At 62.5% G+C, this 15,608-nt stretch carries 14 protein-coding genes; 12 read left to right on the top strand and 2 right to left on the bottom strand.

What is annotated here, in order from left to right; genetic code table 11:
• Positions 1-199: 199 nt before the first annotated feature.
• Complete coding sequence (gene bamA, locus HX814_RS31090) at positions 200-2,572, bottom strand: outer membrane protein assembly factor BamA (RefSeq protein ID WP_134326193.1); 2,373 nt, start codon at positions 2,570-2,572, stop codon at positions 200-202.
• A 213-nt stretch (positions 2,573-2,785) separates the two neighbouring features.
• Here bamA and HX814_RS31085 point away from each other — a divergent pair, with 213 nt between their 5' ends.
• The 3 genes from HX814_RS31085 to HX814_RS31075 all read left to right on the top strand — a co-directional run bounded on the left by HX814_RS31085 (position 2,786) and on the right by HX814_RS31075 (position 5,276).
• Entirely contained in the window at positions 2,786-3,469 is a 684-nt protein-coding gene (locus HX814_RS31085; protein WP_003211262.1) for a response regulator transcription factor, read from the top strand.
• Entirely contained in the window at positions 3,466-4,746 is a 1,281-nt protein-coding gene (locus tag HX814_RS31080) for an ATP-binding protein (protein WP_177010094.1), read from the top strand. Before HX814_RS31085 ends, HX814_RS31080 begins: the two co-directional genes overlap by 4 nt.
• Before the next feature lie 80 nt (positions 4,747-4,826).
• Positions 4,827-5,276 (top strand): hypothetical protein, encoded by a 450-nt coding sequence (locus HX814_RS31075; RefSeq protein WP_043225222.1) that lies wholly within the window; start codon positions 4,827-4,829, stop codon positions 5,274-5,276.
• 92 nt (positions 5,277-5,368) lie between these two features.
• Here the strand turns inward: HX814_RS31075 and HX814_RS31070 are convergent, their stop codons facing one another.
• Entirely contained in the window at positions 5,369-8,200 is a 2,832-nt protein-coding gene (locus HX814_RS31070) for a winged helix-turn-helix domain-containing protein (RefSeq protein WP_177010093.1), read from the bottom strand.
• A gap of 576 nt (positions 8,201-8,776) precedes the next feature.
• Between HX814_RS31070 and HX814_RS31065 the strand changes: the two genes are divergently transcribed.
• From HX814_RS31065 to HX814_RS31025, 9 genes are all read left to right on the top strand, one after another.
• Positions 8,777-9,049 carry a DUF2282 domain-containing protein gene (locus HX814_RS31065; RefSeq protein ID WP_003211270.1) on the top strand — a complete coding sequence of 91 codons (273 nt, stop codon included), beginning with the start codon at positions 8,777-8,779 and terminating at the stop codon, positions 9,047-9,049.
• A complete protein-coding gene (locus HX814_RS31060; protein WP_003211272.1) occupies positions 9,046-9,474 on the top strand; it encodes a DoxX family protein in 429 nt (142 codons plus the stop codon). Before HX814_RS31065 ends, HX814_RS31060 begins: the two co-directional genes overlap by 4 nt.
• Before the next feature lie 45 nt (positions 9,475-9,519).
• A complete protein-coding gene (locus HX814_RS31055; protein ID WP_003211274.1) occupies positions 9,520-10,287 on the top strand; it encodes an alpha/beta fold hydrolase in 768 nt (255 codons plus the stop codon).
• Between the two features lie 25 nt (positions 10,288-10,312).
• Positions 10,313-10,585 carry a hypothetical protein gene (locus HX814_RS31050; RefSeq protein WP_003211275.1) on the top strand — a complete coding sequence of 91 codons (273 nt, stop codon included), beginning with the start codon at positions 10,313-10,315 and terminating at the stop codon, positions 10,583-10,585.
• A gap of 56 nt (positions 10,586-10,641) precedes the next feature.
• Positions 10,642-11,493: a DUF692 domain-containing protein gene (locus HX814_RS31045; RefSeq protein ID WP_177010095.1), complete on the top strand. Its 852-nt coding sequence runs from the start codon at positions 10,642-10,644 to the stop codon at positions 11,491-11,493.
• Positions 11,490-12,266, top strand: coding sequence for a DNA-binding domain-containing protein (locus tag HX814_RS31040; RefSeq protein WP_177010092.1), 777 nt, complete (start codon positions 11,490-11,492; stop codon positions 12,264-12,266). The genes HX814_RS31045 and HX814_RS31040 overlap by 4 nt, the downstream gene beginning before the upstream one ends.
• 4 nt (positions 12,267-12,270) lie before the next feature.
• Positions 12,271-12,807 carry an alpha/beta fold hydrolase gene (locus HX814_RS31035; RefSeq protein WP_177010091.1) on the top strand — a complete coding sequence of 179 codons (537 nt, stop codon included), beginning with the start codon at positions 12,271-12,273 and terminating at the stop codon, positions 12,805-12,807.
• 92 nt (positions 12,808-12,899) lie between these two features.
• The gene (locus HX814_RS31030) at positions 12,900-14,264 is read left to right on the top strand and encodes an MFS transporter (protein ID WP_102606436.1); all 1,365 of its coding nucleotides are present in this window, start codon (positions 12,900-12,902) and stop codon (positions 14,262-14,264) included.
• A gap of 75 nt (positions 14,265-14,339) precedes the next feature.
• Entirely contained in the window at positions 14,340-15,470 is a 1,131-nt protein-coding gene (locus HX814_RS31025; RefSeq protein WP_177010090.1) for an MFS transporter, read from the top strand.
• Positions 15,471-15,608 lie beyond the last annotated feature (138 nt).

Here is a 15,608-nt window from a genome sequence, read left to right as displayed (position 1 = left end):
TTAGCTTTTGATTTGGCTTTTAAACACTCAAGCCGGCCGGTAGGCCGCTGTGCTCTTGATCTGCTTTTGATCTTGATCTTGGGCGCCCCGTTAAACCACGCTGGCCGAACTGGACTTTTGCGCTTTTCAAAAGTGAGCCGCTGTAAGAGCGGAACCAATAGCGGCCATAACCGCAAAAACGGATATGTACCCAGGCAGATCAGAAATTCTGCCCCATGGAGAACTGGAACACCTGCTTGGTCGCATTCTCCGGCGTACGAACCGGCAACGCCAGGTTGATACTCAACGGCCCCAACGGGCTGTACCACGTAGCCCCAACCCCCACAGAAGCGCCCAGCTGGCTCAGGTCAACCCCATTACAACCCTGGGTAGTACTGAGGGCACACTTGTCCGAATACACGTTACCCACATCCCAGAACACAGACGTACGCACCGATTTATTATCTTTAAGGAACGGCATCGGAAACAGATATTCCGCCCCCCCGGTAATCAGGATGTTGCCCCCCAACGCCTCGGGACTGCGGTCGCTGTAGTACTGCTGGCCCGCACTGGCATACGCCCCGGTCGCCGGCGTACTGCGCGGCCCAAGCGTGCCGCTTTCAAACCCGCGCACCGAACCTTCACCCCCGGCCGTGTAGTTTTCATAAAACGGCAGGCCGTCCGTCGAGCCGTACCCGTTGGCGTAACCGAGCTTGGTATGCAAACGCAGCGTCGTCGAATTGGTGATCGGCACAAATGTCTGCCCGGAATAATCGAGTTTGTAGAAACTCAAGTCACTGCCCGGAAGCGTCACCGTCAGGTTCAGGTTCTGCGAGTAACCACGGGTCGGCATCACGCCTTTGTTCAACGTCGACTCCGACCACCCAAGATTCGCCTTGAAGTTGGTGAACTCACTGCCTTCGCGCTGAAGAAAATCGTAGATCTCATCAGAGCTGTAGATGCCCGGGTCGATACTGTCGTGTTGCACCGTCAGGCCGAAACTCAACCGCGAGGTTTCATTGATCGGGTAGCCGAGTGTGGCCCCCAGGCCGTAACTGTTGATGGAGTAGTAGGAAACACCGCTGCCATCGTCGTAGTAGTTGTTGTAATCGGTGGCACTGTAGAACGCGTTATAGCCCAGGCTCACCCCGTCCGGCGTGAAGTAGGGGTTGGTAAAGCCAATGTTGTACTTGCTCTGGTACTGCGAGCGGGTCAGGCCCAGGCTGGCGTAATCCCCGGTGCCCAGGAAGTTGTTCTGGGTGATCGAACCGCCGAGGATCAGCCCGGCATCCTGGGCAAAACCGACGCTGGCGGTAATCGAGCCGGACGCTTGTTCTTCGACCGCGTAGTTCACATCAAGCTGGTCGTCGACCCCCGCCACGGCCGGGGTTTCGACGTTGACCTCCTTGAAGAAGCCCAGGCGCTCAAGGCGAACCTTGGACTGGTCGATCAGGTAGGTCGACGCCCAGCCACCTTCCATCTGGCGCATTTCCCGGCGCAGCACCTGGTCGTCGGTCTTGGTGTTGCCACGGAAGTTGATGCGGTTCACGTAGGCCCGTTTGCCCGGGTCGACCGCAAACACGATGTCCACGGTGTGGTCTTCATCGTGGGGCGTGGGCATGCCGTTGACGTTGGCGAAGGTGTAGCCGTCGTTACCCAGGCGCCGGGTGATCAGGTCCGAGGTGGTGGTCATCAGCTTGCGCGAGAACACCTGGCCTTTCTGCACCAGCAACAGGGCTTCAAGCTGGTCCTGGGGCACTTTCAAGTCGCCGCTGAGCTTCACGTCACGCACCGTGTATTTCTCGCCTTCGTTGATGTTGACGGTGATATAGACGTGCTTCTTGTCCGGGGTGATGGACACCTGGGTCGAGGTGATGTCCATGTTGATATAACCACGGTCCAGGTAATAGGAGCGCAGGCGTTCCAGGTCCCCGGTGAGTTTTTCACGGGCGTACTTGTCATCGTTGGTGAAGAACGACAGCCAGTTGCTGGTCTTGAGGGTGAACGTGCCGATCAGTTCCTTGTCGGTAAACACGTGGTTGCCCACCACGTTGATGTGCTGGATCGCGGCCACGGAGCCTTCGTCGATCTTGACCTTCAGGCCCACGCGGTTACGCGGCTGCGGCAGCACTTCGGTGTCGACCGTGGCCGAATAGCGACCCTGGGCCACGTACTGGCGCTGCAGTTCGTTGCGCATGCCTTCCAGGGTGGCGCGCTGGAAGATCTCGCCCTCGGCCAGGCCCGACTGCTTCATGCCCTTGAGCAGGTCTTCGGTGGAGATGGCCTTGTTGCCTTCGAACTCGATGCTGGACACCGATGGGCGCTCGACCACATTGATGATCAGCACCGTGCCGTCGCGGCTCAATTGGATGTCCTGGAAGAAGCCGGTCTTGAACAACGCACGGGTGGAATCCACCAGCCGTCGGTCATCCGCCTCGTCCCCCACGTTCAGGGGCAAGGCACCAAACACGCTGCCCGCCGAGACCCGTTGCAGACCGTTGATACGGATATCCGAGATTTTGAAGGCTTCAGCGTGTGCAAGTGTGACATTGAGCAGCAGCGCAACCGAGCAGAGCAGGCGCGAAAAATTCATCAAGATCTTTTCCAGAACACATCGACAAGCAGCGCAAGCGCGCCGGGATGACTCGCCGCAGACGGGTCACCACAACGCGGCCAGACGGGTGGACGGCAAGCATAAGAGCGGCGCGGGTTTGGTGCGGTTAACCAAGTGTCAAGTTAGGTAAAGGTTGGCCCCGGGGCGATGAGGCTGGGCGATACTGTGGGGGTACCCTTTCACGAGCTCGCCATGATCCGCGTATTGCTAGTCGACGATGACCAGGAACTGACTGAAATGCTGGGCCAATACCTGGAGCATGAAGGCTTTGAGGCGACCTGCGTGCACACCGGCGAGGAGGGTGAAGTTGAGGCGTTGTCGGGGCGCTACAGCATTGTGGTGCTGGACGTGATGCTGCCCAGGCTCTCGGGCATCGAGGTGCTCCGGCGTATCCGGGCCAGCAGCCAGGTGCCGGTGGTGTTGCTCACGGCCCGGGGCGACAACATCGACCGGATCACCGGGCTGGAACTCGGCGCGGACGATTATGTGCCCAAGCCCAGTTCCCCGGGTGAACTGGTGGCGCGCCTGCGCGCGATCATGCGCCGGGTGCAGCCCGTGGACCCGCCGGCCGCTGACGTGATCAAGACCGGCGCCCTGGTGCTCTGGCCCGGCAAGCGCCAGGCCCTCTGGAAAGGCTGCGCACTGGGGCTGACCAGTACCGAATTCAGCCTACTTGAAGTGCTGGCCCGGTGCGCCGGCCAGGTGGTGAGCAAAAAGGACCTGTCGCTCAATGCCCTGGGCTGCCCGTTGACCCGCTATGACCGGCGCATCGACGTGCATATCAGCAGCATTCGCCAGAAGTTGGGCCCGCGCCCGGATGCCAAGGCCTGGATCCAGAGCGTGCGTGGCCTCGGTTACCTGTTGATCGCCGAATGATGAAACCCAGCCGGCTGTTCTGGAAACTGTTCCTGGCCTTTTGGCTGGCCACCAGCCTGACGTTCCTGGTGGGCTTGAGCATTCTCGTGGCGGGCAGCCTGGGCCCCGGGGACCATCATCTGGATGCGATCCTGGCCAGCGAAGAACAGTTGCTGGAACAGTACGGTGTCGAGTCGGGCCGCCAGCTCCTGGCGGTGTGGCAGCCACCCCACGGCCAAGCCATTGGCGTTTATGACAGTGCCGGTCAATTGCTGGCCGGCACGCCGGTCTCGCAGGTGGCTTATGAAAAGTCGCTGATCAGCAAGGACGGGGCCGCGCTGTCCCTCAGGTCTTCCCATCCTCCCCACGAACCCGGGCGCCTGGGCCACTGGATCCCGCTGATCATCGGCACGCTGATGAGCGCGCTGTTCAGTGGGTACATGGCCTACTACCTGGCGTGGCCGCTGGCTTATCTGCGGCGGGCGATGGGCGACGTTGCGCTGGGCCGCTTCGAAACCCGGGTGCGGCCGATGATGGGCAAGCGCCGTGATGAAATCGTCGACCTGGCCGAAGACTGCGACCGCATGGCCAACCAGCTCAAGCTGCTGGTGGAGGCCCAGCAACAGCTGCTGCACGACATCTCCCATGAACTGCGCTCACCGTTGACGCGCCTGCAAGTGGCCATCGGGCTGTTGCAGCAAGACCCGGCACGCCAGGAAATGCTCGGGCGCATCCAGCGTGAATCGGCGCGCATGGACACGCTGATCGAGGCGCTGCTGACCCTGGCGCGTGTGCAGGGCCGTCCCGAAAGCATCGAGCGCGAGCCGGTGGATATCGTCGAATTGCTGGCCGTGATTGTCGAGGATGCTCAGTTCGAGGCGGGTATCAAAGGCTGCAGTGTCAGCTTGCAGGCGTGTCCGGACTTTGTCAGTCGGGCCAGCGGCGAGCTGCTGTATCGGTGTTTCGAAAATGTCATTCGAAATGCCGTGCGCTACACGCAGCCTGATACCACGGTGCGGGTTTCGGCGGAGGTCAGCCCCGACACGCGCTGGCTGCGGGTGTTGATCACCGATCAGGGGCCGGGAGTTGAAAACCTGCGGCTGCGGAGTATTTTCGAGCCTTTCGAACGTGGCCCGAATGACAACGATGCCGGTTTCGGACTGGGCCTGGCGATCGCCTTGAGGTCCGTGGAAATGCATGGCGGCACCATCGAGGCGCACAACGAGCCGTCCGGCGGGTTGAGCGTGGAAATCATCCTGCCTCGGGTGGGATCTTTACACGATATTACATTGGCTTGACCGCCCTGTACGCCCTGCGCCTTTAGACTTTTCTCCTGCGTGAGCTGATGTTCAGTGACGCCATTGGCGTGGAGGTGGCGATGTTTCAGGTGCACAAAAAAGGCTTCGTGGCCGGCAAGAAAATGGTCGACGGCCTGGTGCCTTACGATTTCTTCTGTGAAGACAGCCCGGCGATCAACCTGTTCGTGTTTACCGGCTCTGCGGCCCTCGGCCAAACCGTGGAAGAGCAGACATTGTGGGGCTTTACCCGGCTGGAGCGGTTTGAAGCCATGACCGGCGCCCTGGTGGCGAACAAGAAGAACGACGGCTGGTTTCAAAGCGTCAACGTGCTCACCGGGCCCAACCAGAACGGTACCCAAAGTGTGAAATTCCAGCGCGTGCTGAAGATCATCAAGCACGCCACCGCCACGGGCCGCGCGACCAGCAAGTTTGAATATGAGATTCATACGGATGAAGGCGACACCTACTTCACCCGCCGACCCGCTGCGCCCGACAGTGCGCAAACCGTCATTTATGCGGCGGATCAATAGCGCGGCTGCCGGAGTTCAAAAAGAGCGAAAAGGGGACAGATTTATTTATAAAATAAATCTGTCCCCTTTTTACCGTTACCTGCCGGCAGCCTCTACCGGTGTTGAAACCTTGGCAACGAAGCAATCCGCATCTTCGGCTCCTGCAACCTGGCCAGGTCACTGGCAATCTGCGCCCGCCAGAAATGCGCCCCGGCCAGTTGCGCATCCACCCACGCCTGGCGCAGCAACACCTTGGCCTTGTCCACCGACCCGTACTGGGCCTGGCGCAGAATCAGCTGCGCCTTGATCCGCAACATCTGCGGCACGAACCAGCGCTCATGCCGGCCCAGCGCCAATTGCAGGGTGTCTTCCAACACCTCCAGCGCCAGTTTCTCCAGGCCCAGCCGCGCCAGCCCCAGGGCGTATTCACAACGCAGCAAGCTATAAAGCTGGCTGTCGCCTTGCCCATGCAGGTGATGCAAGGCCTCACCCAGCAACGGCACGCCTTCTTCGGGCGACCCCTGGCGGATCAGCAGGATGCTCTCGAAGCACAGTCGAAACTGACGCCAGATGTGCAGGTCCTGCTGGGTCGTGCTGTCTTGCAGCAAGCCCAGGTAGTACCGCACCTTGGGCAGGTTGGACGCCAACAGCGCTAGGGGAATTGCCCCCAGGCACAGGGTGTACCAGAGGGTCGCGGGGTGATCGAGGGTGATGGCTTCATCGACGCAACTGCCGATCAGGCGCAGCGCCGGGTCGACATCGCCTTCCAGCAACTGCACCTGTGCCTTGAGGCAGCGGGCGGCGATGCGCTGGTCAAAATGCACGTCGATAATATGCGAGCGCGGCGCTGACGGTGACCCCAGCGCCTCGTCGATATTCTGTCGGGCGCCGGCCAGGTCGCCCATGTGAAACAACGCCAGCGCGCGCATGCGTTTACCCAGCAGTTGCTGGTTGCCGCAGTTGTTCAGGCTGATGTAGCGCTCGGCCAATTCCAGTGCTTCGGCGTACTGGTTGCAGCCGCAGCGGTCACTCCACAGGCCCCACAGCGCCCGCAGCTTGTGCTCGGCATCGCCCAGGTCGCGGGCGTCTTCACGCACCTGGCGCCAGGCTTCGCGCATTGGCCCGCCGGTGCCATAGGTGAGCATCAGCACGCTGGCCAGGGCGGTTTGCAACAGCATGCGCTGGCGCAGCGGCAGCGGCAGCGGGGTGGTGGCGGCGCTGGCCAGGCCTTTGTCGACCCAGGTGCGGCACTCGCTGACCAGCGACAGGCGCAGCCACAGCGGCACACCGCCCAGGGTCAGTTCGATGCCGGTGGGCAGGTCGCCCGAGGCTGAAAAGGCCCACTCCAGCGCGGTGCGGATGGTGTTGATTTCCGGGCCGTAGAGGCCGATCCAGGTCTCGGGAGAAAGCCCGTCGAGGGTCTGCCCGGCTTCCTGCAATACGCCCAGCGCATACAGTGCATGACGCTGGCGGGTGGCGTCGGCTTCGCCGTGTTCGTTGAGTTTCTCCAGGGCGTAGGCGCGGGTGGTTTCCAGCAGGCGGTAGCGCTTGAGCAACTGCGATTCACCGGCGATCAGCAGCGACTTGTCCATCAGGCTTTCCAGCAAGGGCAGGGCATTGCGGGCATCGAGGGTGCTGCTGGCGGTCATGGCCTTGACCGCGTCCAGGGTAAAAGAACCGGTGAACACCGCCAGTTGGCGCAACATGGCCTGTTCGTCGCCGGTGAGCATCGAGTAGGTCCAGTCCAGGGTCGCGCTCAGTGAACGGTGGCGGGCGAGGGCGGTGCGCCGGCCGGTCATTTGCAGGCGGAAGCTGCCGTCGAGCAACCCCACCAGGTCCTGGATGCCAAAGGTGCGGACCCGCGCTGCGGCGATTTCGATGGCCAGGGCGTTGCTATCGAGCTTGCGACAGATGGCGCTGGCGGCGGCGACGTCGGTGTCCTTGAACACGAAGCCGGGGTCGAGGGCCTTGACCCGTTCGATGAACAACGCGATGCCCGACCAGGTCATGGCTTGCTCGGCACTCAAGTTCACGTCTTCGTCCGGCACCAGCAACGGGGCGAGGTCGTGTACCCGTTCGCCCTCGGCCCGCAGCGGCTCGCGGCTGGTGGTCAGCACGCAGCACTGGGGCGCGCAACGCAGCAGCACCTCGACCGCGTCGGCGGTGGCTTGCAGCACGTGTTCGCAGTTGTCGAGCACCAGCAGCAACGGGCTGTTGGCGAGCATCGAGGCCACGCTTTGCAAGGGCTCGTCACTTACGCTTTGAATGCCCAGGGCGTTGGCGAGCATGCCGGCCACCCATTGGCCGCTGGTGGCGGGGGCCAGGTCGACGAAGCACATGCCCTGGTGAAAGCGGCCCTGCAGCAGTTGCGCCACGGCCAGGGCCACGGTGGTCTTGCCGATGCCGCCGGGGCCGGTGATGGTCACGAAACGCTGGCTCAGTACCTGGTCGGCCAGGCTCAGGATCAGCTGTTCGCGACCAATCACTGTGCTGGGCGGCGGTTGCAGGTTGGGCACGTCCACCGTCGGGGCGGGTACCAGCGCCTGGGCGATGGCGCCTTCACTCACTGCCTGCATCGTCACCGGCGCGACAAACCGATAACCCCGGCCTGGCACGGTGACGATGTAGCTGAAGTTGCCGTCATCCCCCAGCGCCCGGCGCAGCGCAACGATCTGCGCGCGCAGGTTGCATTCCTCCACCACCACCTTGGGCCAGGCGAAAGAGATCAGCTCGGACTTTTCCAGCAACTCGCCAGCCCGGCTGGCGAGGGCGATCAGCAGGTACAAGGCGCGGCTGCCGAGGGTCACCGGCTCGCCGTTGCGCAGCAATACATGCTGGCGCGCCAACAAGAGAAAGGGGCCGAAACCGATTGCATTCTCGGTGTGGTCCGGGGCCTGGGGGACGAGGTCCGTGAAGGACACTGCGGGGTATTTGCTCGAACTCATCAATTTGTCCTTTTTTGTAGTCGGGCTTGTTATTGGCGATCAGGCCATTCGCCCTTTTGGGTGCTTACGTGCGGCAGCAGGCTTGGAGAGTTGAAGTCGATCAAAAAGGTGAGAGTTGTCGCCCTCCTTTGGGGCATGGACGTTGTTATAGGGCGCGGGGCCGTTGGGTTTCAGGCGATGAGACTGTTTCAATTTAGAAACATTTTATTACTAGAAAACCTGATGTAGCAGAATGTATGCCAGTTGGCATGTAACAAAGATGACAACAACCGTATGAAATTTATGGGGATTTTTGAGGTCGTCGAAGGCGGGGGAAGGTGGGTGTTCGGAAAGGCGAATATTTCTAATTGTGTCGTTCGGGATGCCGAATAAAACGGCGGTGGTTTGGCGTGGTTTTTTTGGCTGTGTATCAGACTGTGTATCAGCACCCACTTGATACACCGGCATGAATAGAAGGAGGAAACGCGACACAGACGGGATACACGCCTGGCTTTAAATCTGTCTACCAGATGGCGCAGGCGGTCACCCACCGCACAAGCGCCCTGGCCACATTCAGTCAAGCCAGGAGATTCAACAATGAAGCGCCATTACGCAGCCCTTGCCGCCACCCTCGCATTGTCCCTCGGTGCCTTCGCCGCCACCGCCCATGCCGAGGATGCCAAGCCTCAGGAAAAATGCTTCGGCGTGTCCCTCGCCGGTGCCAACGATTGCGCCGCCGGTGCCGGGACTTCCTGCGCCGGCACCGCCAAGGCGGATTACCAGGGCAACGCCTGGGTGCTGGTGGACAAAGGCACCTGCACCCAGATCAAAACCCCCAAAGGCTTCGGCAGCCTGACGGAACAACCATGATTGCCCTGGCCCCTGCGGTGCTCAAGCGTGTGCTGCCTGAGGCGCTGCTGTTGCTGGTGGCCCGCCTCGGGATCGCTTCGGTGTTTTTCCTCTCGGGCCGCACCAAGGTGACCGGTTTCCTGCAGCTCAAGCCGTCGACCTACACCTTGTTTCGCTCGGAATACGCCTTGCCGCTGGTGCCGCCGGACTGGGCAGCGCACCTGGCGACCTACGCCGAGCATCTGTTCCCGCTGTTGCTGGTGCTGGGCCTGCTGACCCGCCCGGCGGCTGCCGCGCTGTTGGGCATGACCCTGGTGATCGAGGTGTTCGTGTACCCCGACGCCTGGCCGACCCACCTGACCTGGGCGGGCTTGTTGCTGCCGCTGCTGGCGTATGGCGGCGGGGCCTGGTCACTGGACCGCGTGCTGTCCGGCCAACGCCGTTAACCCTTTCACAACAATGATCAGGCCCCAAGGCCTGTGGAGAGTCGCATGCGTATTCTTTCTTCCCTGGCGATCGCCATGGCACTCGCTACACCGTTGGTGGCCTCGGCCGCCGATGCAGCCAAGCCCCAGCCGGGCACCGGTAAAAGCGTGGTGATCGTGCCCGGTTCCTTTGTCGACGGCTCCGGCTGGCGAGTGGTGCACGACATCCTGATTCACAAGGGCTACAAGGTCACCGTGGTGCATCAGGGCCATGAAAGCCTCGCCGCCGACGTGGCCGAGGCCCGCGAAGTGCTGGAGCAGCAGGTCGGCCCGGTGGTGCTGGTGGGTCACAGCTCCGGCGGCGGGGTGATCTCGATTGCCGGTGACCGCGACAAGGTCAAGTCGATGGTCTATGTCTCGGCCCTGCAACCGGAAGTCGGCGAGAACATGAGCCAGCTGCTGTCGTCGATGCCGGCGCCGAGCAATGACGTGATGCAGACCCGCGACGGGCATCTGTTCTTTGATCGCACCAAGTTCAATGCCGATTTTGCTGCCGACCTGACCACCAACCGCACCGACTTCATGGCCGCCTCCCAGGTGCCGGCCACCACCGCGCTGTTCGGCGGCACCGTGTGGGCCGCGGCCTGGCACAAGAAGCCGACCTACGCCGTGGTTTCCACCGAAGACCGTGCCCTGAGCCCCGATCTGCAGCGCTGGATGTACAAGCGCGCCGGCTCGAAAGTCACTGAAATCAAGGCCAGCCACTCGGTGTACATCTCCCAGCCCGAGGCTGTGGCGAAGGTCATCGAAGACGCGGCATCCGTCATCAAATAAACCCCACCCCCGAGGAGTAATACCCATGAGCACATCCATCAAATCCCGCTTGAGCCTTGCCACTGCTGCCGCCCTGATCGCCATGGCGTCCGCTTCCTTCGCGGCGGCCGCCAGCGCCGCCGACCAGCCGGAACAGCCGGGTCGCTGCTACGGCGTGAACAACTGCAAGGGCGAAAGCCTGTGCGCCACGGCCAAGAACGATTGCAAGGGCCTCAACAGCTGCAAGGGCCAGGGCGTTGTCGTCAAGACCCCGTCCGAGTGCCTGAAGCTGGGTGGCACCACTACCGAACCGAAGTAACACCCCGGCGGGCCCAGGTTGGGCCCGCCGCCTATTTATGCAACGGAGACCACATGATGCCGACACCCAACCCGCGTTTTCCAGGCTATGGCCTGGGGCTGCGCAAGGAACACTACAGCGAGTTCCTGGAGAACCCGGTGGCGGTGGATTTCGTTGAAGTGATCTCCGAGAATTTCATGGTCGCGGGCGGCCAGCCCCGGCACATCCTGCGCCAGATTCGCGAGCGGTATCCGGTGGCGCTGCACGGGGTGTCGATGTCGATCGGCACGGCCGAGGGCCTCGATCGCGATTACCTGAAACGCCTCAAGTCGCTGGTGGACGAGATCGAACCGCTGTTTGTGTCCGACCACTTGAGCTGGTCCCGCAGTGGGGCCTTCAACTCCCATGATCTGTTGCCGGTGCCTTACACCCATGAGGCATTGGACCGGGTCTGCGCCAATATCGACCGGGCTCAAGAAGTGTTGGGCCGCACGATGCTGTTTGAAAACCCGTCCAGCTACCTGGCCTTTGATGACGCGTCCATGAGCGAGTGGGAATTCATCGCCGCCATGTCCCGGCGCACCGGCTGCGAGCTGTTGCTGGACGTCAATAATGTGTTTGTCAGCGCCAGCAACCATGGCTTTGACGCTCTCGCGTTTCTCGACGGGATTCCGGCCGAGCGGGTCCGGCAAATTCACCTGGCCGGCCATAGCCAGGGCCGCGATTTGCTGATCGACAGCCACGACAGCCCGGTGTGTGACGGCGTCTGGGACTTGTATGCCAAGGCCGTTGCGTTGCTCGGCCCGGTCGCCACGATGATCGAGCGCGATGACGAGATCCCGCCCCTGGCAGAGCTGCTGGAGGAGCTGTCGATCGCCCGCATGCTCGGTGCCTCCGAGGCCTACAAGCGTTCGCAGGTGCGCTCATGAATCTCGCGCAATGGCAGCAGGCTTTTCATACCTGGCTGGTGAGTGCCTCGGAGCAGTCGGCCGAGATGTTGGGTAACAAGGCCGCGGGACTGGCGGTGTATCAGAACAACTACCGCGCGCAATTGGTGGGTTGCCTGGAACAGGCGTTTCCCAACCTGCGGCGCTGGGTCGGGGACGAGGCGTTCCTGGCCGCGTGCGTCAGCCATATCGACCGGCATCCGCCCCATGCCTGGACCCTGGACGTCTATCCCGAGGGTTTTCACCTGACCCTGGGCGAACTGTTTCCCAACAATCCCGACGTGCATGAACTGGCCTGGATCGAGTCGTCGCTCAATGAAGCGTTTGTCGCCGCCGATGCCAGCCCGTTGCCCATGGACGTGCTGGCGTCGGTGGATTGGGACACGGCACGCCTGCAACTCACGCCGTCGCTGCGCTGCCATGGGCTGACCACCAACGCCGAGGCGATCTGGTCGGCATTGTGGCAGCAAACCCCGGCGCCCGAGGCGCTGATGCTGGCCGAGGCCGGTGGGCTGCTGGTGTGGCGTCGCCAGTTCACCTCGCGCTTGCGGCAAGTCGAGGCTTTGGAGTTCCAGGCGTTGGTGCACCTGCAAGGTGACGGCAGTTTCGCCGGGTTGTGCGAGTTTCTGGTGGAGCGCCTGGGGGAGGAGGAGGGCGTGGCAAAAGCCGGTGAGTGGCTGGCCGGCTGGATCGGCAGCGAGTTGATTGTGGGGGTTGTTGACGACCTTCCAGTGTCGAATTTTTCGGAGCTATAAACCCATGTCTTTTTTCAATCGCCGTCGCTTTCTGATTTCCACCGCCATTGCTTCAGTGGCGTTGTCACTGCCGGTATGGGCGGCGCCTGCGCCCTGGACGATCCGCCAGGTCAGCACCGACCTGCTGGATATCGGCTACTACGAAGCCGGCCCGGAAGGCGGCCGGCCGATCATTTTGCTGCATGGGGCTGACGGCGACCTTGAGCGTTTTGCCGAGGTCTCGCCGCATCTGGTGTCCCAAGGCTTTCGGGTAGTCATCCCGTACCTGCGAGGCCATGGCAGCACCACGCAACTGGACAAGGCTGCGCCCGCCGTCACTCAGGAAGTCGTTCTCGGCCAGGACGTTCTGGACCTGATGAACGCCTTGCACATTCCCGAGGCTGTGCTGGGTGGGTTCGATCTCGGCGGTCGTGCCGTCACGGCAGCGGCCACCTTGCGGCCGAGCCGCTGTGTGGCGCTGGTCACCGTCAACAGCGCGCCGCAGCCCGCCCTGGCCGAGGTGCTGGTGCAGATGGCGCAGATGGGCAAATGGCGCACCTGAACATGAATATTTCGACAGCCGCACATTTGCCCGCTGAAAAAAAAGGCCGCTGCCCGTAATCTAGACACCTTTGCCACGTGTGCGGATTGTCCATGTCTTCAGTAGCTGATGGGTTGCCCAGTGATAAGCGTCTAGCGGCGGTTGTCGCCATTTCCCTGGGGATCGGCATGGCGACCCTCGACACGGCCATCGTCAACACCGCGTTGCCGACCCTGGCCGAAGGGATTGGCACCGACTCCGCTTCGGTGATCTGGGTGGTCAATGCCTACCAGTTGGCGACCATTGCCGCGGTACTGCCCTTTGCGTCCCTGAGTGATGTGGTCGGCCACCGCCGGGTGTTCCTCGGCGGCTTGCTGGTGTTTGTGGTGGCGTCGCTGTTTTGCGGGCTGGCCTGGTCACTGCCGACGCTGACTGCCGCCCGGGTGGTGCAGGGCCTGGGCGCTGCGGCAATCATGAGCGTCAACATTGCGCTGCTGCGGCACATCTACCCGGCAAAAATCCTCGGCCGGGGGCTGGGGTATAACTCACTGGTGGTAGGGCTGGCCTTTACCCTGGGGCCGACGGCGGCGTCGGCGATTCTATCGGTGGCTACCTGGCACTGGTTGTACCTGATCAACCTGCCCCTGGGGGCACTGGCCCTGTGGCTCGGGGTGCGGGCGATTCCGGTGATCCCGATCACCGGGCATGCCTTCGACCGGCTGGCGGCAATTCTCTGCGCCGGATTGTTTGCCCTGCTGGTGCTGGGCCTGGGCTCGGCGGTGCACGGTGCGCAGGCGGTGTTGACGCTGGGGCTGATCGCCGTGGCGCTGCTGTGCGGGCTGTTGCTGATCCGCCGTCAGGCCGGGCACCCGGCGCCGATGCTCGCGGTGGATCTGTTCAAGCGCCCGCTGTTCACCTTGTCGGCCCTCACCGCGATTTGCGCGTTCAGCGCCCAGGGGCTGGCGTTTGTGTCGCTGCCGTTCCTGTTGCAAACCGTGTTGGGGCACAGCCAGGTGGCCACCGGTTTCCTGATGACGCCGTGGCCGGCGGTGGTCGCGGTGATGGCGCTGATTGCCGGGCGCTTGGCGGACCGTATCTCCCTGGCATTGTTGTGCGGCATCGGCCTGGTGATGTTGAGCGCGGGCATGGCCGCGCTGGCGACCCTGGGCAACGACGCCTCGACCTTCGACATCGGTTGGCGCATGGCCCTGTGTGGCGCCGGGTTCGGTTTTTTCCAGTCGCCCAACCTCAAGGCGATCATGACCAGCGCACCGATTGCCCGCAGCGGGGGAGCCAGCGGGATCGTCGCCACTTCGCGGTTGATGGGGCAGACACTCGGCGCTTCGTTGGTGGCGTTGTGTTTCCACCTGTCCCTGAGCAGCGGCCCGCAGTACGCGTTGTGGCTGGGCTGCGGGTTTGCCCTGGTGGGCGCGGTGGCCAGCGGGTTGCGCCTGATGCAGGACGGCGCCAAGGTTTAATCATTTGGGCCTTGTAAAACCTTGAGGTAGACGGCTACCGTGGCCGTCTAAATAATTCTGAATGTTTCAGCTTTTATGTCTGATCTGGCCCAACGCAGTGCTGATTCCCACTCCCGCCATGCCGCGCTGACCCTTGGCCTGTGCCTGCCCAGTGACGTGTTGCTGTACCTGGTGCTGCCGATGGAGTCCCAGGCGTTCGGTATCACCCTGGCCCAGGCCGGGGTGCTGCTGGCGGCCAACCGCCTGGTGCGGATCTTCGGCTACAAGCATGTTCTGAATTTCTACGCCCGCAACGGTGATCGGCTGACGTGCTCCATTGCCGCCGGCGCGGCGGCGGTGTGTGCTCTTGGCAACTCGATGCTGTCCGGGTTTGCGGCCTTGCTCGGGCTGCGGTTGGTCTGGGGCCTGTGTTTTGCGGCGTTGAACCTTTCCACTCAAGTATTGGCTACCTCTGAACCGCTGGGTGCGGCGCGGCGGGCGGGGCGGTCGCGGGCGTTGATTGCCCTGGGGCCGATGCTGGCCTTGCCGTTGGGTGGGTGGCTGACGTTGCAGGTGGGGCCGCGGCCGATCTTCTGGATTCTGGCGGTGTGTTGCCTGGCGGGGTTGTGGATGGCGCGGGGGTTGCCGACTGCGGGTCACAATTTGCATGGCACGCCGGGGCGGCGGTTCAAGTTGCCTGACAGTGTGGCGACCTGGTCATTTATCGAAGGGGTGGCGCTGGATGGGCTGTTTATCTTTGGCCTGTCGATTCAGGCGCAGAAGCTGTTGGGTGGCAATGCGGTATTGATTGCCGGTGGGTTGATGGCGTTGCGTTATGTGTCGGAGTTGCTTCTGAGCCCGCTGGGGGGGCGTGCTGCGCAGCAGTTTGGTGCTACGTCGATGTTGCTGCTGTTTTCGTTTCTCAGTGCGTTGGCGTTGGGGGCGTTTGGTAGTCATTGGGTGATTGTGGGGGCGGCGGCGGTGTTGGTGTTGCGGGCGTTGCAGTTGCCGTTGGTGACGACGCTGGTGGCGGAGCGTAATCCGGGGGCGATGCGGGTTTCGGCGTTGGCGTCGAATGCGGTGTGGCGTGATGTGGGGGCGGGGCTTGGGCCTTTGCTGGCGGGGTTGTTGTTGCCGGTGGCGTCGGCGCCTTGGGTGTTTGGCGTGGCGGGGGCGGCGATTGCGGTCAGTGCGGTGTTTTGCTGGCGGGCCAAGATTTCAGCTTGATGAGATGGGTTGGGTGAGGGGAATGGGGTACATATCCGTTTCTTCGGTAACGGCCACTTAGGGTTCCGCTCTTACAGCGGGTCACTTTTGGCAAACGCCCGGAATGCCGGCCCAGCCAAAAGTAACCAAAAGGTCTTT

This window comes from Pseudomonas sp. C8002 (assembly GCF_013385765.1).
Classification (GTDB): domain Bacteria; phylum Pseudomonadota; class Gammaproteobacteria; order Pseudomonadales; family Pseudomonadaceae; genus Aquipseudomonas.
Note: the sequence above shows the minus strand (reverse complement) of the source record. Positions and strands in the feature narration are given on the sequence as shown.